Consider the following 21,172-nt stretch of genomic DNA (forward strand, 5'->3'; position numbering starts at 1 on the left):
CGACGAGGAGTCGGTCATGAAGATTGCCGTTGTGGGAGGGACCGGACTGATCGGATCGGCCATCGTGGCTCACCTGTCCTCGCGTGGTCATTCCGTCGTTTCAATGAGCAGAGGCGACCATTCCGGCCCTGGAGCTCACAGGGTCGATATCTCCGAGGCGAAGTCGCCCGCATACTGGCTGCCGCATCTCGATGGCATCGAGGCGGTCGTGAATTGCGCAGGGGTGCTCCAGGACAGCCCCGGCGATTCCACCTCAATGGTGCATCATCACGGCATCGCAAACCTCTTTGCCGCTTGCGAGCAGCTCCAGATCCGTCGCGTCATCCATTTTTCCGCCATCGGCGTCGACCGCGAAACCCCGAGCGATTTTTCCCGATCGAAACTGGCCGGCGACAAAGCGCTGATGGAGCGCGATCTCGACTGGGTCATTTTGCGGCCTTCCGTCGTGATCGGCCGCGCGGCCTATGGCGCCAGCGCGCTGATGCGAGGGCTGGCTGCGCTGCCCGCCATTCCCGTGATGCCGAACACGGGACAGCTCCAGATCGTCCTGCTTGAGGACGTGGTACGGACCGTAGAGCATTTTCTTGATCCCGTCGCGCCCGGGCGGCAGGTTGTCGAGCTGGTCGGCCCGCATCGCTATTCCTTCGGCGCGGTCGTCGCGCTGATCCGCCGCTGGTGCCGCTGGCCGCCGGCACGGGAGATTCACCTGCCGCAGTTCGCGTCAAGCCTCATGTACAAGTTCGGCGACATGGCTTCGTATCTCGGCTGGCGGCCTCCCGTACGCAGCACCGCCGAACGGGAGATCGGGCGCGGCGCCGTCGGCAATCTCGAAGACATGCAGCGGCTCGGGCTGCATCCCAAAAGCCTTCCGGAATTTTTCGCCGCTGAACCGGCTTCCGTGCAGGAACGCTGGTTTGCCGGCATGTACCTGGTCAAGCCCGCGATCTTTGTCGTTCTGTCCCTGTTCTGGATCTTAACCGCGTTTGTCTCGCTGGGGCCCGGCTGGGGTTATGGCATGGGCCTGATGGGCGAAGGCGGCGTGGAAGGAACGGCCGCCACGCTCACGGTCATCGCGGGAGCCTTGGCCGATCTGGTCATCGGAATTGCGATCGCTTACAGGCCGACCAGCCGCTACGGCCTCTATGCGGCCATCGCCATTTCCTTCGCCTACGCGATCATCGGCACCATCCTGATGCCGCGGCTCTGGGCCGATCCGCTGGGGCCGATGCTGAAGATCTGGCCGATCATCGTGTTGCATTTCGCGGCGCTGGCCGTGCTCGAGGATCGGTGATGCTGTATTTCGTCCTCAAATATCTCCATGTCGTCGGCGCCGCCGTGCTGCTCGGCACGGGCGCGGGCATCGCCTTTTTCATGCTCGCAGCTCACCTCGGCGGCAAGCCGGCCGTGATCGCAGGCGTCGCCCGCATCGTCGTGATTGCCGACTTCATCTTCACGGCGACCGCCGTCGTCGTGCAGCCCATCACCGGCACGCTGCTCGTGCTGAACGTCGGCTATTCGTTCTGGGACGGATGGATCGTCTGGTCGATCATGCTGTACGTCATCACCGGCGCGCTGTGGCTGCCGGTGGTGTGGATGCAAATGCGCCTGCGCGACCTCGCCGTGATCGCAACGGCAGAGGGCAAGCCGCTGCCGAAGGAATATCACCGGATCTTCTGGCTATGGTTTGCGTTTGGCATCCCGGCGTTTACGGCGGTCGCCGTAATATTGTGGCTGATGATCGCCAAACCGCAGATCGGGGTTTTCTGAAAACGACAATAGGTGAGAAAATTAGCCCAGCACTGTAGTCCCGGTTAGCGAAGCGATGTCGGGGATATTTCCCGCATATCGCGGAGCCTGCTCTCGCCCATCACGCCGCCGGCAGACGATTTGGCCTGTTTTCAATATCTCAAAATTGAGATATAAGGGAGAGTGCCCTGGCAAGTCGAAATCCTTGACGAAACCGTCGCCGCGGAGATCGCCGCCCTTCCGGCCGATATGCAGGCGCGATTTCTGCGGCTAGCCGCAGCGCATTGCGTCAGCCGGGCTTGAAAGCTTGAGCGAGCCGCACGTGAAACACCTTGAGGGAAAGCTCTGGGAGTTGCGGTTGACAGGTCGAGATGGAATTGCCCGCGCGCTATACGTCACGGCGATCGGCCGCCGGGTCGTCGTCGTGCGAGCGTTCGTGAAGAAGACGCAGAAAACGCCACGCGCTGAAATCGAACTCGCGTTGCGACGAGCAAAGGACATCACATGACCATCCAGTTCGAAAAGCTGAAAGCCCGCCTGCTCGCCAATCCCAAGGTCAAGGCCGAATATGACGCGCTCGCGCCGGAATTCGAGATCGCTGCCGAGTTGCTCCGTGCTCGCCTACGCGCAGGCTTGTCGCAGGCCGAACTAGCGGCCCGGATGGGTACCAGCCAGTCCACCATTGCCCGGCTTGAAAACGGTCACACGCTTCCGAGCACCAAGACACTCCTGCGTTACGCCGAGGCAACCGGCAGCAAATTTCATGTGCGGCTATCGGCGGCCTGACCACTCGGTCGCGGCGATTACCGAACCGCCAATCCGCCAATGACAGAGTCGTGTCCGGGGACCGCACTCAACGTCGCCAGATCGCGCCTTCGCGCCTACGGTCGGCATGCTCCCCGGCAAGGACGCAAAAATGATTGAACCAAAATGGTTGAACCAAAATGCCCACGCGTGCGCAGACGTCTTTGCCGCATTTGCGCCCTGAATATCCCCCTACAGAAGTTTGCATCGCCCCATCTGGATCGCGCCGCGCGCATGGGCTAGTCTTTTATCCAACCGGTTAACAAGCCGGCGTTTTCAGGGAGAACAATGTGATATCCAGGAGATCAGTTTCGCTCGCGGTCGCAGCCGTCGGCCTGTTTTACGCCACGGCGCCCGCGCTGGCCCAGCAGAAGACCATTACGGTCTGGTTCGGCAAGGGCTTTTACAAGTCCGAGGACGATGCGCTCTTAGAGGCGATCAAGAAATTCGAGGCCAAGACCGGCATCAAGGTCGAACTGTCGCAATACGCCATCCAGGACATGATTCCGAAGACGGTGGCGGCGCTGGATTCGGGCACCGTGCCTGATGTCGCCTATTCCGACAGCTATGACGTGCAGGCGCAGGGCAAGTGGGCCTATGAGGGCAAGCTCGAGGATCTCTCCGATATCCTGCTGCCGATGAAGTCGGCGTTCGCGCCGAACACGCTGGAAACCGCGCTGCTCTATAACGACGTCGCCAAGAAGAAGGGCTATTACGGCTTTCCGCTGAAGCAGCAGAGCATGCACGTCCAGATCTGGAAGGACATGCTGGAACAGGCCGGCTTCAAGGAAAGCGACATCCCGACCAAATGGGAAGACTATTGGTCGTTCTGGTGCAATAAGGTGCAGGCCGCCAGCCGCAAGGCCACTGGTCAGCGCGTCTATGCCGTCGGCCAGCCGATGGGCGTGGAATCCACCGATTCGTTCCAGTCGTTCTACACCTTCATGGACGCCTACAACGTCAAGCTGGTCGATGACGACGGCAAGCTCCTCGTCGACGATCCCAAGGTGCGGGAAAACCTGATCAAGGCGATGAAGGACTACACCGACACCTACATCAAGGGCTGCACGCCTCCCTCCTCCACCACCTGGAAGGATCCGGACAACAACGTTGCCTTCCACAACAAGACGATCGTGATGACGCACAACTTCACGATCTCGATCGCGGCGAAATGGCTCGACGACGCCAACAACCCGGCGCTGACGCCGGAGCAGCGCGCGCTAGGCAAGAAGAACTACGATGAGACCATCATCACCGCTTCCTTCCCCAACAAGCCGGACGGCACGCCGATCAAATATCGTTCCGACGTCAAGACCGGCCTGATGTTTACGGTCGCCAAGAACAAGGCGGAGGGCAAGGAGTTCATCAAGTTCCTGCTGCAGGAAGAGAACGTCCGGCCCTACATCGAAGGCGCGCTCGGCCGCTGGTTCCCCGTGACGACGGCCAGCCAGCAGAGCCCGTTCTGGCAGGCTGACCGGCATCGCAAGGCGGTGTACAATCAGTTCACCGGTGGCACCACGCCCTTCGACTTCACCAAGAACTGGAAGTTCACGATTTTGAACAACGAGAACGTCTGGGCCAAGGCGATGAACCGCGTTGTGAGCGAAAAGGTGCCGGTCGACAAGGCCGTCGACGAACTGATCGCCCGCATCAAGCAGGTCGCGGGTTGATGTAAACGATGCCGGCCGCCGCGAGTATGTCCGTCGTCCCTGCGAACGCAGGGACCCATACCCCGCGGCGGTCGTTTTGAAAAATGCTGGTCGTCGGCTTTCGCGAGCAATATTAGCCGGTGGTTATGGGTCCCTGCGTTCGCAGGGACGACGGCGTAGCCGTGGCCGGCATCTCATTCTAAGACTGCAAGAGTAGATGTATGGCAATCACGCTTTCGGGCGATCAGGCAATTCCAAGCCCGCCGCTATCGGCCCGGCTGACCACCCCGCAGGTCTGGGGCATCGTGATGCTCGCCCCCTATCTGCTGGTGTTCCTGGCCTTCGTGGTCTACCCCGTTGGCTACGGGCTGTGGCTGGCGCGGCATCCGGCGAGCTATGTCGCGCTCTATCACGACCCGATCTTCGCGCGCGCCGCCGTCAATACGCTGATCTTCCTCCTGGTCGGCATCAATCTGAAAATGGCGATCGCGCTGTTCCTGTCCGGCTTCTTCGCCCAGCAGCGCACCTGGATCAAATGGCTGTCGGTGCTGTTCATCCTGCCCTGGGCGGTGCCGTCGATCCCGACAATTCTTTCCGTGCGCTTCATGCTCAATCCGGAATGGGGCGTGATCAACCAACTGATCTTCAAGTTCACCGCCGAGGACGGCCCGAACTGGCTGAACGACCCAAGCGTCGCGCTCGCCATGGCGATCGGCGTGCACATCTGGAAATCGCTGCCGTTCTGGACGCTGATCCTGATGACCGGGCGACTCGCGATCTCGCACGATCTCTACGAGGCCGCCGAGGTCGACGGCGCGAGCTGGTCGCAGAAATTCCGCTACATCACCTGGCCGTCGATGCAGACTCTCTACATCACCTGCACGCTGCTCTCGATGATCTGGACGCTGGGCGACTTCAACAGCGTGTATCTGCTCACCGGCGGCGGCCCCGCCGACCTCACCCATGTGCTCGCCACGCTCGGTATCCGCTACCTCCGGCTTGACCAGCTCTCGCTCGCGATGGCCTCCATCGTTTGCGCGCTGCCGCTGGTGCTGCCGCTGGTCTATTTCATGATGAAACGGTTGTCGCGATGAAGCTGCCAACACTCCGCGAAGTCGGCACCGAAGCAAAATTGCTGCTGATCGGCATTCCCGTGTTCATCTGGACCATGGTGCCGATCTATCACATGTTCCTGTTCGCAATCTCGCCGAAGGAAGACGCGTTCTCCGGAAAGCTGTGGCCCGATCATCCGACGCTGAACAATTTCAGCATCGTGTTCCACCAGCAGCACTACTTCCTGCGCGACTTCTGGATCCAGTTCTGGAATTCGGTGGTGATCGCGCTTTCCGCCGGCGCGCTGACGCTGCTGATCGCGACCGCCGCCGCCTTCGCGATCTCGCGGCTGCGCGTGCCCGGCGGGCGCTGGGTGATGAATCTGGCGCTGTTCACCTATTTCATCCCGGCGGCGTTCCTCGCCGTGCCGATGTATCGCACCATGGGCAATTACGGCCTCCTCAACAATCACTGGTCGCTGATTCTCGCGATGGTGACGATCGCGTCCCCTTACGCGATCTGGGTTTTGAAGCAGGCGTCCGACAAGCTGCCGGTCGAACTGGATGAAGCCGCCACCATGGACGGCGCCACCACGCTGCAATTGTTCCGCCTGGTCTACGTGCCCTTGATGATGCCCTCGCTGGTCGCGATCGGCACCTACGCGATCCTGCTCGCCTGGAACGAATATCTCTACGCGTTCCTGCTGCTGTCGAAGGATACCGAGATCACGCTCCCCGTGGCGCTTGGCAACTTCCTGGCCGCGGACGACTCGCCGTGGGAATTGCTGATGACCACCGGTTTCATCTACGCGCTGCCGCCGGCCGCGATCTATTACGCGTTCAGGCGGTATATGGTGGGAGGACTGACCGCGGGCGCCGTGAAGTCGTGACGCGGCTATAGGGGCGCCGCGCTCTCGCCGCGCGCGCCGGACAGTTTCGAAGCGAGCGAAGCGACCACGATCAGCACCGCGATCAGCGCGATCACCATGGTGCAGATCGCGTTGATCTCCGGCTTCACCCCCAGCCGCACCTCGGAATAGATCCGGATCGGCAGCGTTGCCGAGCCGGGGCCGGTCGTGAAGCTTGCAATCACGACATCGTCGAGCGAAAGCGTGAAGGCGAGCATCCAACCGGCGGCGATTGCCGGCAGGATCAGCGGTAGCGTCACCCGAATAAACGCCTGCACCGGATCGCAGCCGAGATCCATCGCGGCCTCTTCCAGGCTGCGGTCGAGCGAGGCAAGGCGCGACTGCACCACCACGGTGACGAAGCACATGGTCAGCGTGGTGTGCGCGATCGTCACGGTCCAGAAGCCGCGCTCGGCGTTGAGCGCCACGAACAGCAGCAGCAGCGACAACCCTGAGATCACCTCGGGCATCACCAGCGGCGCATAGAGCATGCCGGAAAACAGCGTCCGCCCCCTGAAGCGTTCGCCGCGAACCAGCCCCACTGCCGCGAGCGTGCCGAGCAGCGTTGCGATCGTGGCCGATACCGCCGCAACCCGCAGGCTCATCCATGCCGCATCCAGCATCGCGCGGTCGTTGAAGAATTCATGGTACCAGCGCAGCGACCAGCCGCCCCACACCGTGACCAGCCGCGAGGCGTTAAACGAATAGATGACGAGGATCACGATCGGCAGGTACAGGAACGCCATCCCCAGCGCGAGCGCGGTGATGTTGAATGGCGATATCCTGCCGATACGCCGCGCCATCACTTCGCGCCCTCCAACGTGCGGCGCTGCAGCCGGTCGTAGAGCAACAGCGGCGGCACCAGCAGCACCAGCAAGGCGACCGCGGCGGCGGCGGCGACCGGCCAGTCCTTGTTGGTGAAGAATTCCAGCCACAGCGTCTGGCCGATCATCATCGACCCGGAGCCGGCCAAAAGATCGGGGATCACGAATTCGCCGATGATCGGGATGAAGCACAAGAGCGCGCCGGCGCCGACACCAGGCAAGGACAACGGGAACGTCACCAGCCAGAACGCCTGAAGCGGCGACGAACCGAGATCGCTTGCGGCTTCCAAAAGCGAGGGGTCCATCTTCGAATGCGTCGCGTACAGCGGCAGGATCATGAACGGCAGATAGGAATAGACGATGCCGAGATACATCGCAGTATCGGTCGAGAGCCACACCACCGGCGACGAGACCAGATGCAGCGCGAGCAGAATTTTATTGAGCAGCCCGTCATGCTGCAAAATATTGATCCAGGCATAGATGCGGATCAGGAACGAGGTCCAGAACGGCACGATCACCAGCATCATTGCGATCGGCCGCCAGCGCTGCGGCAGCCGCGCCATGCCATAGGCGATCGGATAGCCAATCAATAGCAGGATCAATGTCGAGGTTGCGGCAACAACGACGCTGCGCAAATAGGAGCTGATGTAGAGACTGTCCGAGATCAGCAGCCTGAAATTATCGAAGGACAACTGCGCGAAGGCCGCGTTGATCGCACTCCATCCTTCGGAGAAATCGAACACGGGTACATAGGGCGGCTGCGCGATCGCGGTCTGCGACAGGCTGATCTTCAGCACGAACCCGAACGGCACCAGGAAGAACAGCACCATCCACAGATAGGGCGCGATGGCGGCATACCGCGCCGGCCGCGTGAAGATGCGGCGCGCGCTCATCGTTCCAGCACCACGCAATCGTCGGGCGCGAACCACGCCACCACACGCTGACCGGCGCTCAACGTGTCGATATCGAGCCGCGCAGTATTGGCGATCGACGAGCGCACCACCGCGCCGGAATCGAGCTTGATCTTGTAGACCGTCGAACCGCCGAGATAGCTGACATCGGTGACCACGCCTTCCAGCCGGTTGATCGCCTGGGTGTTGCCTCCGTCTGATGCAGGGGCGCGGCGCGACAGCTTGACCTTCTCGGGGCGTATCGCGACCGAGACCACCGTCTTGCCGACGAGATCGCGCGGCTCGGCGACCACGATGCTTCCGCCGTCGCGGGTCGCAATCGTCAGGTGATGGTCTTCCTGCGAGGTGACTTCGCCATCGAACAAATTGACGTCGCCGACGAACTGGGCGACCCAGCGCGAAGCGGGCGCCTCGTAGAGATCGCGCGGGGTGGCGACCTGTTCGAGCCGGCCGGCATCCATGACGCCGATACGGTTCGCCATCGTCATCGCTTCTTCCTGGTCGTGGGTGACGACAATGAAAGTCATGCCGAGGCGGCGCTGCAGTTCCATCAATTCGAGTTGCGTGCTCTCACGCAGCTTCTTGTCCAGCGCGGCCAACGGCTCGTCAAGTAGCAGGACCTTGGGCCGCCGCGCCAGCGAGCGCGCCAGCGCCACGCGCTGCTTCTGGCCGCCGGAAAGCTGATCCGGCCTGCGCTTCTCTAGCCCATCGAGCTTGACCAACGCGACCATCTCGCCGACGCGGGTATCAATGGCGGCGCGCGCCATCCCGGCGCGCTTCAGGCCGAACGCAATGTTGTCCCGGACCGAGAGATGCGGAAACAGCGCGTAGTTCTGGAACATCATGTTGACGGGCCGCTCATGCGGCAGCACCGGTGCGATATCGCGGCCACCGAGCAGGATGCGTCCCTCGTCCGGGGTCTCGAACCCGGCAAGCATCCTGAGCAGCGTGGTCTTGCCGCAGCCGCTCGGGCCCAATAGCGCGAAGAACTCGCCTGCGTTGATGTCGAGCGAGAGCCGGTCCACTGCGCGGAAATCGCCGAATTTCTTGGATACGCCTTCGATGCGGAGCAGCGGCGTGTCGTCGGCCGGCGCCGCCTGCGCCACGGCCGTGTTGATTTTCACTGTGTCGATCTCAGGCGATTGCCCGCTCATGCCATTTGCCTGCGCCGTCATGGCCGCACGCTAGCGGCGGATCGCCATCCGCTCAACCGGCCCGGAACAAGCAGCCACAATATTCTGGATGCAGCTCCCGTCTCTGGTAAGGTTCGAAAATCGCAGAAACTCGGCCGCCGCGCACGATGGGAATGATCGGGAGAGATTGATGACCGTTTGGAATTTTCTGGCAGCGACGGCGATCTCTTGCCTGCTCGCCAGCTCGGCCGCTGCCCAGGAAGCCCTCGTCAGCTACAGATCGCTGAGCCCCGAGGTGGCGCTCGATCTGGCGCGCGCGACGCTGGCGGATTGTCGCAAGCGCGGCTTTCAGGTGTCGGTCGCCGTCGTCGATCGCTTCGGTGTGACGCAAGTGCTGCTGCGCGACCGCTTTGCAGGCGCACATACGGTTTCGACCGCCTCGGGCAAGGCGTGGACGGCCGTCAGCTTCCGCACCAGCACGACCGAACTCGTTGCCAACAGCCAGCCCGGAACGATGCAGGCCGGAATCCGTGATCTGCCGGGCGCTGTCATCATCGGCGGTGGGCTGACGGTCGAAGCGGCAGGTTCGCTGGTGGGCGCTGTCGGCGTCTCCGGGGCTCCCGGCGGCGACGCGGACGAAGCCTGCGCCAAGACAGGCATCGATGCCATACGCGACAAGCTCGATTTCTAGATCTGACGATGTCATCGCGCCATTAGGACAAGAACGATGAACCGCGACAGATATGACCTCCCGCTGACAACCGCCTCGGACCGAGCCGCGGCGCATTATCGCGAAGGCGTCGACTGCATGCTGTCGGCGTGGCATGGCGCCGAGGACGCCTTTGACAAGGCGATTGCGGAGGATCCCTGCTTTGCGCTGGCGCATATCGGCCGTGCCCGGCTGCATCAGCTCAACATGGAGGGCAGCAAGGCGCGTGCCGTGGCGGGGCAAGCCCGCGAACTGGCCACCGGCGCCACCCCACGCGAAAAAAGCCATGTCGAGATCATGGCCGCCGTGATCGAGAGCAAGCCGAGGGTCGCGGTGACCGGCGCCGAGGCGCATCTCGAAGAATATCCGCGCGACGCGCAAGTGCTGTCGATCCTGCTCGGCGCGTTCGGTCTCTACGCGTTCTCGGGACGTCCCGATCACGATGCGGCCAAGCTCGCGATCTGCGAACGCCACGCACGCCATTATGGCGAGGACTGGTGGTTTGCCAGCTACCTCGGCTGGTCGCACACCGAGGCGGGAAATCTCTCCACCGGCCGGAGCCTGTCCGAGCGCGCGATGGGGCTGCGGTCGGCCAACGCCAACGCGGCGCATGGCCTCTCGCATGCGATGTTCGAGCAGGGCGACATGGAGGCCGGGCGCAACTTCCTTTCGCAATGGATGCCCGCGCATGACCGCCAGAGCTTTCTGCATGGGCACCTGGCCTGGCACGTCGCGCTGACGTTGCTCGACGCCGGCAATCTCGACGGCGCGCTTGCGATCTACGAGCAGCATATCAAGCCGGCGGACCGGCCGTATCCGCCGCTGAACATCTTCACCGACGGCGCCTCGTTGCTGTGGCGGCTTGCGCTGGCCGGCCAGACCGGGCTGGAGGCGCGTTGGCAGGATATCGCCGCCTACGGCGAAAAGTACTTTCCGCAAGCCGGCGCGCATTTTGCCGACGTTCATTTTGCGCTGGCCACCGCAATGACCGGCAGCGATGCGCTGGAAACGCGACTGGCGCAGCTCGAAGCACGCGCAGCCGACGGCAAGCTGTTGCCGGGGCAGACCGCCATCGACCTCTGCCGCGGCATCCGGGCGTTTGCGGAGGGCGACAATGCGGAGGCGATCCGCCTGCTTGAGCCGGCTGTTGCCGAGTTGACGCGGATCGGCGGCAGCCACGCCCAGCGCGAATTGTGGGAGGACACGCTGATCGTGGCGTATCTTCGCGCCGGTCGCGGCGAAGCGGCCGCTAGCCGCATCTCGGCCCGGCTTGACCGGAGGCCTTCGGCGCGTGACGAGGCCTGGTCGCGGCAAGCGCTGCAAAACTAAGCGAGGCAAGCTCGCCCGACCATCAGCCACGCCGCTCGACGGCAAACACCTCGATTGCCGCCGCGCGGCCGCGCAAGCGAACCTCTCCAAGCGCTTCGGTAACGAAGGCCGGTTTCAGCTTCATGTGTTGCAGCAGGTCGGAAGACACCAGCAAGTTCCGGCCAACCTCCTTGCAGTGCTCCTGCAGTCGCGCCGTCACGTTCACGGTATCGCCGAAATAGGCAAGCTGGCGGCGTGAACTGCCGCACTCGCTGATCACTACGTAACCGGCGTGCAGGCCGGCGCGGAAGTTCGGCACCATGCCGAACTCTTGCCTGTAAGAGCTTGCTCTTTCCGCGATACTGTCGGCAATCGCGAAGAAGCAGTCGATGCAGCGTGCCCCCGACATCCTGTCATCGAGCGGCCACGTCACGATGACCTCATCGCCGACATAGGCGTGAACCTCGCCACCATGCGCAACGATCGCACCATCGATGTCGAAGAAGAATCGGGTGAGCAGGCCCTGCACGCGTAATTCGCCCATCGTCTCCGCGAGCGAGGTCGAGCCTGCGAGATCGAGAAACATCAGCACACGCGCTTCCCGCACCGGACTTCGGTAGCGCCCGAGCGCCACGTTGAACAGCACGCGGCTGCCGACCAGCCGCGTCAGTTCGAAGGCTGACATGACGAGCAGGGACGCGAAGAAGCTAAACGCAACGACAATGGGAAACTGGTCAATCAGCCACTTCGTCTCGATCCATTCCCAGTACAGCGCCACCTGCAAGACCAGCGCCGCGCTCGCGACCACGATGGCCATGGTCGCGGAGCGCACCGCCAGATCCATCAGCAGCGGCCATTTGCTGATCCACGCACTTCGCCGCGACGTGAAGTAGAGATGAACGCCCCAGGCGGCCAGCGTGATGCCCATCCCATGCAACATGCTCCGGAGATAGTACGGCAACGTTGCTTCGATCGGATCGTCAATGAAATAGCGATAAGCTATTCCCCCGAGCAAGCCGATAATCGCCAGGGAAACAGTTGGCCTGATCGCGTGCCGCATGTCCCATCCATTCCTCACACAGCCGCCGCCATGAACCCCGCCAGCGCGTCGCGGTCTGCCGGGGGCATGGTGAGGCCAAGCTTGGTGCGCCGCCACAAAATGTCGTCCGGAAAACGCGCCCACTCCCGTAGCATGAGATAGCGGACCTCTGCGCCCGTCAATTCCGGCCCGAAAGCAGGGCCGAGTTCGCTGCGCTCTTTGGCGTCGCCCAGGATCGCCTTGACGTTCGAGCCGTAGGCCGCGACCAGGCGCTTCGCCTCTTCCTCGCCGAGAAACCGCCAGCGCTCGCGCACTTCCTCGACCTCGTTGTCGAAGCGGTCCCAGGTAAAATCACCGCCGGGCAGCGGCGCCGTTGCGGTCCAGCGCGGCGACATCGGATAGAACGGCGTCAGCTTCGAGACCGCCTGCTCTGCGCGCAGCCGCGACGTCGTGACGTCGCCGCCGAACACCGTGAGCAGCGGCGCCCTTCCGCGGCCGTTGTCGAGCGTCATCGCCCCGTCGCGCCCGCTCGCGGCGTTCCGCACCATGTTGGCCCCGGAAAGCGTACGCACCACGTCGACCGTCTCGATCCGCTCGCGGAAATAGCGGTTCGCCGCATCGCAGAGATAGGCGACGTCACCGGCCGCCATCGCAACGATGGCGGGATCGCCCTTGAAAGCATGGTTGGCGGTGCCGATCAGGGTAAAATCGCGCTCATAGGGGCTGGCGAAAATCAGCCGTCCATCGCTGTTCTGGAATACATAGATATTGTCGCTGTCGAACAGACGACGGACCACGATCTGGTCCATCTGCTCGGCAGCAACCTTCGGCGGCGGCACGCGCAACACCGTCTCGGCGACGGACGACGTCCAGGCGCCGCTGGCGTTAATGATCGCCCTTGCCGTGATCACCTGGCGAAAGCCGCGATCGATCGTCGCCAGCCGCCATTCCTTGCCCCGTTCGGCCCGGGTGCAGCGCGCGCCGGTGCGAATCACCGCGCCGCGCGCCGCGGCATCGACGGCCGTGAGCACCACCAGCCGGGAATCGTCCACGATACAGTCGGAATACTCGAAGGCGGTGCCGAACGGCCGCTTCAGCGCGTTGCCGACGGGATGATGCGTGACGTCGACAGTCGCCGAGGCCGGCAGACCGCTGCGCGAGGCTAGCCGGTCGTACAACAGCAGCCATGAGCGCAACTGCCAGTCCGGGCGTTCATCCGAATGGGCGGGAATCGCAAAGCGCATCGGGCGCACCAGATGCGGCGCGATCCTGAGCCAGATATCGCGCTCGGCGAGCGCTGTGCGAACCCGCAAGAAATGCCGGCGCTCAAGGCTCGCCAGATCGCCGTGAATCAGCCGCGGCGAGGCCGACGAAGCGCCCGCGGCGAGATCGCCCTGCTCCAGCAGGATGACGCGCAAGCCGCGGCCGGCGGCGTCCCGCGCGATGCTGACGCCGTTCAACCCGCCGCCAATGATCGCGAGATCGTAGTCCGCCATACGCAAGGGTGACTGGAGAGAAGCTGACTTCACTACACTAGGTCATGATGGCCAAAAGTGGATGCCGCTCCTGGAAATGAATCAAGCGCCGCTCAGCCGGTTGCGCCGATCGATGCGAAGAAGCGCTCCGGCCCTTCCAGTTCCACCAGCTTCTTTTTTTCGATCAGCCAGAACCGGTTTCCTACCGTTCGCATGAAGTTGCGATCATGTGAAACCAGCAGGCAGCTTGCCTGATGCTCCAGTAGTTCGTCTTCCAGCGCCTCCTGCCCCTCGATGTCCAGGTGATTGGTAGGCTCATCGAGCAGATAGAAGTTCGGCTGGGCAAGCCGCAGCAAAAGCATGCCGAGGCGCGCCTTCTGTCCGCCGGAAAGCCGGCCGATCGGACGGCTCTGCATCGGAACCGACAGGCCTGCGCCGGCGAGTAATGCGCGTGCCCGCTGATCACCAACGTCGAATCGGCTGACGATCGTGCGCATCGGCGTGTCGGCATCGGCAAGATCGGCAAGATCCTGGCCGCAATAGCCGAGAGCAAGCGATTGCGTAACCTTGATACTGACCCGCATGGCTTCCGGGTTTTCGATCGCTTGGCGCAGCATCGCCACGAACCGGGTCTTGCCGGTCCCGTTCGGTCCCAGGAGCACGATCCGGTCTCCTTTGCAGATGAACTGCTTGCCGGTCTTGAAAAGCAACCTGCCGTCCGGGGCGGCGACGGCGGCATCGTCCAGCGCGATCAGAACCTTGGCATGCGCTCCGCGATTGGCCAGCTTGATCGTCCCTGCGGATCGCTCCAAGTGCGCGGGCTTCACTGAATCTTCCAACTTCTCGGCTCGCTGCTTCAGTTGCTTCGTCTTTTGCAACAGAAGGTCACTACCGGAATTGACGCCGATATTGTTGAGCTTTGCAGCGCGCTGGCGAAGCTGCTGGGCCGCCTTTACGTCACGTTGGTAGCGCCGCTTATCCGATGCATCCACCTCGCCGATCGCGGCGCGGGCTCGCGTATAGGGCAACGAAAATATTTGCGACTGCTCGGGTCGCAAAAATACCGTGCGGTTCGTGGTTGCGTCGAGGAAGGCCCGGTCATGGCTCGATATCACGACCGGCATATCGCACGGCAGCGCGTTCAGCCAATTTTCAAGCCAACCGATCCGGGCGAGGTCCAGATGGTTGGTTGGCTCGTCGAGCAGCAAAACGTCGGCCTCGGTCACCACGACGCGGGCAAGCATGGCAAGCCGCTGCCAGCCGCCACTCAGTTGCTTCAGCGGCCTCCGCCGCAGCGCCTCAGGCACCTCCAGCGACTCCAGGGCCATTTCGACTCGCCAGCTTTCGCTTGCCCGTCGTTCGACGGGTAGCGCCTCGAGCACCGCCGCATCAAACGGCGTATCCATCAGCACCGACGGCACGTCCTGCTCGACGTAGCCGATGGTCAGTCCTCGCGATCTGGTAATCTCGCCATCGCCTGGCTCCATCAGGCCTGCAATGCAGCGCAGCAACGTGGACTTGCCGCGTCCATTCGCCGCGACGAGCCCGATACGGTCACCGGCATTGACGACGAGATTCAGTCGGGAAAACAGCGGAGCGTTCAGCGTCACGCCGAGATTGCGGATGGTGATAAGGGTCATGGTCGTTCCCTGGTCTTGCCGGCGACCACGGCATCCGGGGCATGCAGCCCATCAGCGGATGTCCGCGTCGAAGCGCGGCGACTTACCGAAATGCAGGCGCGAGCGAGCAGACGTTCGACGCCGCATTGCGACTGGGGCAGACCAGGAAGAGATTTGCGAAAGGTCTCTGGTCAGCCCTGCAAACGCATTTGCAGGGCGTTGACGGGGCCATGCTGGCGATAGTGCCGGAAAAATATCGTCACCGCACAGCCCTCCTTTCTCGAACGAGTAGGCCATCAAAGTAACCGGGGCTGCGAATGAAGGCAAGCAAAGGCCTCGTCGGGCTCAAATCCGAAAAGCCCGAAAGGTTACGCGCTCAATGGCATCATTGGGTCGTGAGACATAGGTGACGCAGTTTAGCGGAATCAGGCGCTGGCGAGCTTGCGCGCAGTCTCGATGGCATTTGCGGCACTGCGGCCGACCAGCCCGGCGTAGTGCCCGATAGGCTGGGGCTTGCCGAGGAAATAGCCCTGCACCGCGTCGCAGCCCTCGTCGGCGAGGAAGCCGAGCTGTTCCTGGGTCTCCACGCCTTCGGCAACAATCGACATTTCGAGGCCGTGGCCGAGATCGATGACGGCGCGCACGATCGCCGCCGATTGCGGATTGCGCCCGAGATTCATGACGAAGGCGCGGTCGATCTTGATCTTGTCGAACGGGAAGGCCTGCAGATAGCTCAGCGAGGAATAGCCGGAACCGAAATCGTCCATCGAGATGCGCACGCCGAGCGCCTTCAGCCGCCGTAGCAGTGCCAGACCGCGGTCAAAATCCTCGATCAGCACGCCTTCGGTGATTTCGAGCTCGAGCCGGTCGGGCGCGAGGCCAGTCTCCAGCAGGATCGAATGCACCAGGCTGACCAAATCGCCATGCATGAATTGCGCCGGCGACAGGTTGACGGCGATCTGCATCGGCACCGGCCAGGAGGCAGCCTCCCGGCAGGCTTCGCGCAGGATCCAGACGCCCATTTCGACGATCAGGCCGCTTTCTTCGGCAAGTGGAATGAAATCGCCGGGCGACACGAAGCCGCGCACCGGATGTATCCAGCGCGCCAGCGCCTCGAAGCCGATGACCTTGCTGTTAGCGACCGTCGAGCCCGCCGCGGCCTGCGGCTGGTAGTACAGCGACAATTCGCCGTTCCTGATCGCCATCGAGAGATCCTGGTGCAGCACGCGGCGGTCGCGGATCTGCTGGTCCATCTCCGGTTCGAAAATGCTGATCGAGCCACGCGACTTCTGCTTGGCGCGGAACAGCGCCGCGCCGGAATTGGCCAGCAGCGAAGCCGCATCCGAACCATTATGCGGAAATACCGAGATGCCGGTCGTCACCCCGGTCCGCACCGACTTGCCGTCGATCACGAACTCGTCCGACATCGTCTGCGCGAGTTTTTCGGCAAGCGCCTTGCCCGCCTCCGGCTGCTTGCCGTCGATAATCAGGCCGAACTCGTCGCCGGAGAGCCGGGCCACCACGCCACCCCGGGCGCAGGCCTGGATGCGGCCCGCAACCTCGATCAGGAGCTTGTCGCCCATTGCGTGGCCGAACACGTCGTTGATTTCCTTCAAGCCGTCGAGGTCGACGCACAGCACCGCGAATTCCTCGTCCGTGCCGGCACAGGCCTCGATCATCTGGGCCAGCGCCTGCAGGAAGGCGGCGCGGTTCGGCAGATCCGTCAGGCCGTCATGGTAGGCCATGTGCGCCATCCGCGACTCGGTCTGGCGGCGATCGGTGACGTCCTCATGGGTCTTGATCAGATATTGCGGCTCGCCGGCCTCGTCGAGCACCGTCATGCGGCGGGTCAGGAACAGCCGCAGCCCGTCCTTGGTGGATATCGGGTGCTCTTCGGTGAGCAGGCCGCGCTTCTTGATCGCGGCCTCGTCGCGCGCGATGATCAGCTTGGCTTCGCGCGGATTGAAGATGTCGGTAGCGGTCAGGCCTGTGGCATCCTCGCGGCGGCGATTGAGAATGGTTTCGGCGCTGCGGTTGGCGAGCAGGTAGCGCCCATCGCTGACGCGCTCCACGATCAGCGATACCGGGATGTTGTCGACCACCAGCTCGAGGAATTTCTTGGTGTTTTCGAGTTCGCGCGACAGCGACCGGCGGTCGGTGACGTCGTCGAACAGCGTAATCAGGAATTCCGGCTTATTGTTCTCGTTGCGCGCGACGACGCGGTTTGCGGAGACAACGCGCTTTTCTTCGCCCCGTTCGACGACGTATTCGCTGCGGTGATAGCCTTCCGGCGCGGTCAGCGCCGCCCGGTCCGCCGCTTCGATGCTTTTCGCGGTTTCGGGCCGAGAGATCTCGTCGGCGCGCTTGCCGATGATGTGATCGCGGGAGAAGCGCGAGAATCGCTCGAACGCACGGTTGGCGAAGATATATCGGCCGTCCTCGATGTTCTTGGCGGCGACGCAGACCGGAACGTTGTCGAGCACCGATTCCAGAAATTTGGTGGTCGATGCCAGCTTGCGCGACAACTGGCGCTGCTCGGTGCAATCCTCATGCGTTCCGATCGTCCCGCCATTGGGCAGGCGGAAGATCTTCGACAACACCGATCGGCCGTCAGGCAGTTCGGTGACGACTCCTTCCGGGCGGCGTGCAAGGTTGCCGAACTCTTCGACGGTGTGATTGAGCAGTCCCCGCTCGCGCCGCAGTTGAAGCAGTTCGCGGCCGGTCATGCTGCTCGAAATCTCGGTGCGGCTCAGCCCGTACATTTCGAGGAAACGGTCGTTGCAGAAGACCACGCGGTTTTGCGCGTTGGTCATCATCACGCCCTGGTTGAGATTGTTGAGCGCCGAACTGATGAACGCGCTGCGCTGCAATTGCGCGCGCTTCGCCCCGCGCAGCGCCGACAAAATCCAGATGCCGATCGCGGCCAGGAAGGAGGCGACGACGATCCCGCCGATCAGGAACTCCCAGACCATGGTGGAATCGAATTCCCCGATATAGCTCGCCGGCGCAAAGCCGCTGGAGGATGCGGCCCCCCACGCCGGCCCGCACGGCGCAGCAATGGCGAGCAGACAGGCGAGGGCCTGCGCCGGAATCCAATTCTTCCGTCCTGCCTGCCGGTTGCTGTCAGCCATTACCCACCCGAGGTTTGCGGGCGGAGTGTCTGGCTTGACGGGTTTGGATCGGGTAAACGACTACCCGCATAATTCTAAAATACGACCCAAATTACGGCAATTGGCCCGACATGATTAATGCTTCGTTAATGGAACTGCGTTTACTGCGTATTTCGAGGCAAACCAACGGTTTGTTCGACAGCTCCACCGAACGCAACGATGATTACCGAGCGTGGCAAGCGCCGATTCCTGCGCCAGATTTCCGGGCCTGAAGCTGACATGGACAAGGTCGATTGCGTCGTCATCGGAGCGGGGGTGATCGGGCTCGCGATCGCACGGCGCCTGGCCCAGGCGGGCCGCGAAGTGATCGTGCTCGAGGCCGCCGAGGGCATCGGTACCGTCACCTCCTCGCGCAACAGCGAGGTGATTCATGCCGGCATCTATTACCGCGCCGGCAGCCTGATGGCGCAGATGTGCGTCAGCGGCAAGCGCGCGCTCTATCGATACTGCCGCGACCACGGCATACCGTATCGCAATTGCGGCAAGCTGATCGTGGCGACGACGCCGAAGGAAACCGAGAAGCTGCAATCGATCCGCGCGCATGCCGAGGCCAATGGCGTCGACGACATGCAGTTGCTGACGGGCGAAGCGGCGCGCGAACTGGAGCCGGCGTTGAATTGCGACGCGGCGCTGTTGTCGCCGTCCACCGGCATCATCGACAGCCACGCCTACATGCTGGCGCTGCGAGGCGATGCGGAAGAAGCCGGCGCGGCCTTCGCATTCCACACCCCGCTGCTGCACGCGCGAACCAACACCGGTCGTATCGAAATCGAAGCCGGCGGCGATGCGCCGATGACCCTTGCGTGCAACCTGCTCGTCAATTCGGCCGGATTGGGCGCGCCCGCGGTGGCGCGCAACATCGAGGGTATGCCGATCGAAATGATTCCCTGCGCTTATCTCGCCAAGGGCAATTATTTTAGCTGCAGTGCGCGAGCTCCATTTTCGCGCCTGATCTACCCGGTGCCGGAGCCCGGTGGGTTGGGCGTGCACCTCACCCTCGACATGGCCGGACAAGCCCGGTTCGGCCCCGACGTCGAATGGGTCGAGAGCATCGACTATGCGGTGGACCCTGCCCGCGCCGAGCGATTCTATCCCGCGATCCGGCGCTATTGGCCGACGCTGCCGGACGGCGCGCTGATGCCGAGCTATTCCGGAATCCGGCCGAAAATCGTGCCGCCGGCCGTCGCCACGCAGGATTTTCTCATCCAGGGTCCTGCCGATCACGGCATCGCCGGACTGATCAACCTGTTCGGCATCGAATCGCCGGGACTGACGTCATCGCTCGCGATCGCCGATCATGTCGGCGCGCTGGTGGAGCTGTGACATCACCGACAGGCGGACGAGCGCATCGGCGCCCATCCGGCCGTGTGGGGATTTTCGATACTTTGCTGGACTACTAGTGGAGGGTTTCGTCGGCGGTTTGCTTCAACCGCTCGATCTGATCCTTGACCATCAACTTGCGGCGCTTCAACTCGACAATTTGCAGGTCGTCTGTGGAAAGGTGCACGAGCGCTTCGTGCAATTCATTCTCGAGAATCTTGTGTTTACGTTCAAGTTCAACAAGATGCGCCTGTAGTGCCATACGAAATCTCCTCGGTGGGTTAAACCTCAGGTTCGATCCGGACGCGCGAGTGTACACCAGTCGCCGAATCTGTCGATGGGTATCCAGAATCGGGGCCTCTCATATTTTCGGATTTATCTGTAACCAATCGTGACTATGGAACCTGATCAGCTTGCGGAGCGGCCTCGCAGGGACGATATTCACCGCCAGCTTCCGAAGAATCCGTTCGCAACCTGATCGCGCTTTCAGCTAACGTACACCATGACCGACGATGATGAGCGCGAGCTTGAAACCGAGCTCGCCAGGCTGCAGCAGGAGCATCGCGATCTCGATGCGGCGATCGACGCGCTGCATCAGTCGCCGGCGCCGGACTTGTTGCGGCTGCAGCGGCTGAAGAAACGCAAGCTGCAGTTGCGCGACCGCATCGCCTTCATCGAAGACCAGATCACGCCTGACATCATCGCCTGATCGTTGCGCTTGCCGCGCTCCGCTAGTTCGGCGCGCAACCAGTCCGCCTTCGGCAGATTTCTTTTCCCCGACATCCACACGCCGCGGCGCGATGAGCTTGCCGGGCGGCCAGCAAAAAAGGGCCTCCGGCTGGCGGATGCGGCTTGACTCGAGTAGAACAAAAAGAGAACATATCCTCCTGCCGCCAGCCTCGGGAGTCCAGCCATGTCCACCACACCGCCCCTGTCCGACAACAACCGTTACGAGCAGGCCTGCGATCAGGCGATTGCGATGTGCGACGGCAATCTGCGCTCTACCATCAAGGCGCTGATCATGGCGAACGAGTATCTGGAAATCGAACTGGAGGAGCTGCAGGCCGCGATAGCAGCCGGCTGCGTGCCGGCCAAACGCGCGAGTAGCAATGCGGCCTGATCTGGAGCGATCACACTGGAGCGATACAATGGCCGATGTCACCTACTACGTCGCAATGCCATTCCTGCAGGACGATAGCGGCTCGCCGGTGGCGGGCGCCGCGGAAGAATGCCAGAGCCCAACCACCGCGTTGCGGCGCGCCGAGACGATGTCGCGGATGGCCGGCAGCATCGGCGCCGTTGCCTTCAGCCGCAGCGGCGATCCCATGATGGGTGAATTCGGCGACGCGAAGCTGCTGCGCAAGTTCGGCAACGTGCCGGACGATCTCAGCGGGCTTTAGGAATCGTCGTAGGGTGGGCAAAGCGCAGCGTGCCCACCATCATGCTCGCCAGAGAGATGGTGGGCACGGCGTAAGAACGCCTTTGCCCACCCTACAGATCTTTGC

General features: G+C 62.7%; 21 protein-coding genes. 13 read left to right on the forward strand and 8 right to left on the reverse strand.

Features of this window, described 5'->3' with window-relative positions; all coding sequences use genetic code 11:
* Nucleotides 1-16: 16 nt before the first annotated feature.
* The 7 genes from V1277_RS09760 to V1277_RS09790 all read left to right on the forward strand — a co-directional run bounded on the left by V1277_RS09760 (nt 17) and on the right by V1277_RS09790 (nt 6,141).
* Entirely contained in the window at nt 17-1,291 is a 1,275-nt protein-coding gene (locus V1277_RS09760; RefSeq protein WP_334415993.1) for an SDR family oxidoreductase, read from the forward strand.
* On the forward strand, nt 1,291-1,767 hold the full coding sequence (locus V1277_RS09765) for a DUF2269 family protein (protein WP_334415994.1): 477 nt from the start codon (nt 1,291-1,293) through the stop codon (nt 1,765-1,767). The genes V1277_RS09760 and V1277_RS09765 overlap by 1 nt, the downstream gene beginning before the upstream one ends.
* A 301-nt stretch (nt 1,768-2,068) precedes the next feature.
* Nucleotides 2,069-2,254: a type II toxin-antitoxin system RelE/ParE family toxin gene (locus tag V1277_RS09770; protein WP_334415995.1), complete on the forward strand. Its 186-nt coding sequence runs from the start codon at nt 2,069-2,071 to the stop codon at nt 2,252-2,254.
* The gene (locus V1277_RS09775; RefSeq protein WP_028350166.1) at nt 2,251-2,532 is read left to right on the forward strand and encodes a helix-turn-helix domain-containing protein; all 282 of its coding nucleotides are present in this window, start codon (nt 2,251-2,253) and stop codon (nt 2,530-2,532) included. The genes V1277_RS09770 and V1277_RS09775 overlap by 4 nt, the downstream gene beginning before the upstream one ends.
* A gap of 308 nt (nt 2,533-2,840) precedes the next feature.
* Complete coding sequence (locus V1277_RS09780) at nt 2,841-4,220, forward strand: ABC transporter substrate-binding protein (protein ID WP_442894464.1); 1,380 nt, start codon at nt 2,841-2,843, stop codon at nt 4,218-4,220.
* Between the two features lie 200 nt (nt 4,221-4,420).
* Nucleotides 4,421-5,293, forward strand: coding sequence for a carbohydrate ABC transporter permease (locus tag V1277_RS09785; protein ID WP_334372882.1), 873 nt, complete (start codon nt 4,421-4,423; stop codon nt 5,291-5,293).
* On the forward strand, nt 5,290-6,141 hold the full coding sequence (locus tag V1277_RS09790) for a carbohydrate ABC transporter permease (protein WP_334372880.1): 852 nt from the start codon (nt 5,290-5,292) through the stop codon (nt 6,139-6,141). The genes V1277_RS09785 and V1277_RS09790 overlap by 4 nt, the downstream gene beginning before the upstream one ends.
* 5 nt (nt 6,142-6,146) lie before the next feature.
* On the opposite strand, the gene V1277_RS09795 is transcribed toward V1277_RS09790, so the two are convergent.
* From V1277_RS09795 to V1277_RS09805, 3 genes are read right to left on the reverse strand one after another with little or no spacing between them, the layout of a single operon-like run.
* The gene (locus tag V1277_RS09795) at nt 6,147-6,962 is read right to left on the reverse strand and encodes an ABC transporter permease (protein ID WP_334415996.1); all 816 of its coding nucleotides are present in this window, start codon (nt 6,960-6,962) and stop codon (nt 6,147-6,149) included.
* Nucleotides 6,962-7,876: an ABC transporter permease gene (locus V1277_RS09800; protein ID WP_334415997.1), complete on the reverse strand. Its 915-nt coding sequence runs from the start codon at nt 7,874-7,876 to the stop codon at nt 6,962-6,964. The genes V1277_RS09795 and V1277_RS09800 overlap by 1 nt, the downstream gene beginning before the upstream one ends.
* Nucleotides 7,873-9,048 carry an ABC transporter ATP-binding protein gene (locus V1277_RS09805; protein ID WP_334415998.1) on the reverse strand — a complete coding sequence of 392 codons (1,176 nt, stop codon included), beginning with the start codon at nt 9,046-9,048 and terminating at the stop codon, nt 7,873-7,875. Before V1277_RS09805 ends, V1277_RS09800 begins: the two co-directional genes overlap by 4 nt.
* 169 nt (nt 9,049-9,217) lie before the next feature.
* On the opposite strand from V1277_RS09805, the gene V1277_RS09810 reads away from it, so the two are divergent.
* Both V1277_RS09810 and V1277_RS09815 read left to right on the forward strand, forming a co-directional pair.
* Nucleotides 9,218-9,718, forward strand: coding sequence for a GlcG/HbpS family heme-binding protein (locus V1277_RS09810; protein ID WP_334415999.1), 501 nt, complete (start codon nt 9,218-9,220; stop codon nt 9,716-9,718).
* Nucleotides 9,719-9,754: 36 nt separating this feature from the next.
* A complete protein-coding gene (locus tag V1277_RS09815) occupies nt 9,755-11,065 on the forward strand; it encodes a tetratricopeptide repeat protein (RefSeq protein WP_334416000.1) in 1,311 nt (436 codons plus the stop codon).
* A gap of 22 nt (nt 11,066-11,087) precedes the next feature.
* Here V1277_RS09815 and V1277_RS09820 read toward each other — a convergent pair whose 3' ends face one another.
* The 4 genes from V1277_RS09820 to V1277_RS09835 all read right to left on the reverse strand — a co-directional run bounded on the left by V1277_RS09820 (nt 11,088) and on the right by V1277_RS09835 (nt 18,308).
* A complete protein-coding gene (locus V1277_RS09820) occupies nt 11,088-12,104 on the reverse strand; it encodes an adenylate/guanylate cyclase domain-containing protein (protein ID WP_334416001.1) in 1,017 nt (338 codons plus the stop codon).
* Nucleotides 12,105-12,118: 14 nt separating this feature from the next.
* Nucleotides 12,119-13,579 carry a glycerol-3-phosphate dehydrogenase gene (locus tag V1277_RS09825; RefSeq protein WP_334420328.1) on the reverse strand — a complete coding sequence of 487 codons (1,461 nt, stop codon included), beginning with the start codon at nt 13,577-13,579 and terminating at the stop codon, nt 12,119-12,121.
* Between the two features lie 92 nt (nt 13,580-13,671).
* Entirely contained in the window at nt 13,672-15,198 is a 1,527-nt protein-coding gene (locus tag V1277_RS09830) for an ABC-F family ATP-binding cassette domain-containing protein (RefSeq protein WP_334416002.1), read from the reverse strand.
* A 404-nt stretch (nt 15,199-15,602) separates the two neighbouring features.
* Complete coding sequence (locus tag V1277_RS09835; RefSeq protein WP_334416003.1) at nt 15,603-18,308, reverse strand: sensor domain-containing protein; 2,706 nt, start codon at nt 18,306-18,308, stop codon at nt 15,603-15,605.
* A gap of 198 nt (nt 18,309-18,506) precedes the next feature.
* On the opposite strand from V1277_RS09835, the gene V1277_RS09840 reads away from it, so the two are divergent.
* Entirely contained in the window at nt 18,507-19,670 is a 1,164-nt protein-coding gene (locus tag V1277_RS09840; RefSeq protein ID WP_334416004.1) for an NAD(P)/FAD-dependent oxidoreductase, read from the forward strand.
* A 73-nt stretch (nt 19,671-19,743) separates the two neighbouring features.
* Here the strand turns inward: V1277_RS09840 and V1277_RS09845 are convergent, their stop codons facing one another.
* A complete protein-coding gene (locus tag V1277_RS09845; protein WP_057858669.1) occupies nt 19,744-19,929 on the reverse strand; it encodes a YdcH family protein in 186 nt (61 codons plus the stop codon).
* 240 nt (nt 19,930-20,169) lie between these two features.
* Between V1277_RS09845 and V1277_RS09850 the strand changes: the two genes are divergently transcribed.
* The 3 genes from V1277_RS09850 (at nt 20,170) to V1277_RS09860 (ending at nt 21,067) form a co-directional block, all read left to right on the forward strand.
* Nucleotides 20,170-20,376, forward strand: coding sequence for a YdcH family protein (locus V1277_RS09850; RefSeq protein ID WP_028350152.1), 207 nt, complete (start codon nt 20,170-20,172; stop codon nt 20,374-20,376).
* Nucleotides 20,377-20,580: 204 nt separating this feature from the next.
* Entirely contained in the window at nt 20,581-20,787 is a 207-nt protein-coding gene (locus tag V1277_RS09855; protein ID WP_213288746.1) for a hypothetical protein, read from the forward strand.
* A gap of 28 nt (nt 20,788-20,815) precedes the next feature.
* Nucleotides 20,816-21,067 carry a hypothetical protein gene (locus V1277_RS09860; protein ID WP_028350150.1) on the forward strand — a complete coding sequence of 84 codons (252 nt, stop codon included), beginning with the start codon at nt 20,816-20,818 and terminating at the stop codon, nt 21,065-21,067.
* Nucleotides 21,068-21,172 lie beyond the last annotated feature (105 nt).

Source organism: Bradyrhizobium sp. AZCC 1588 (genome assembly GCF_036924735.1).
Lineage (GTDB): Bacteria > Pseudomonadota > Alphaproteobacteria > Rhizobiales > Xanthobacteraceae > Bradyrhizobium.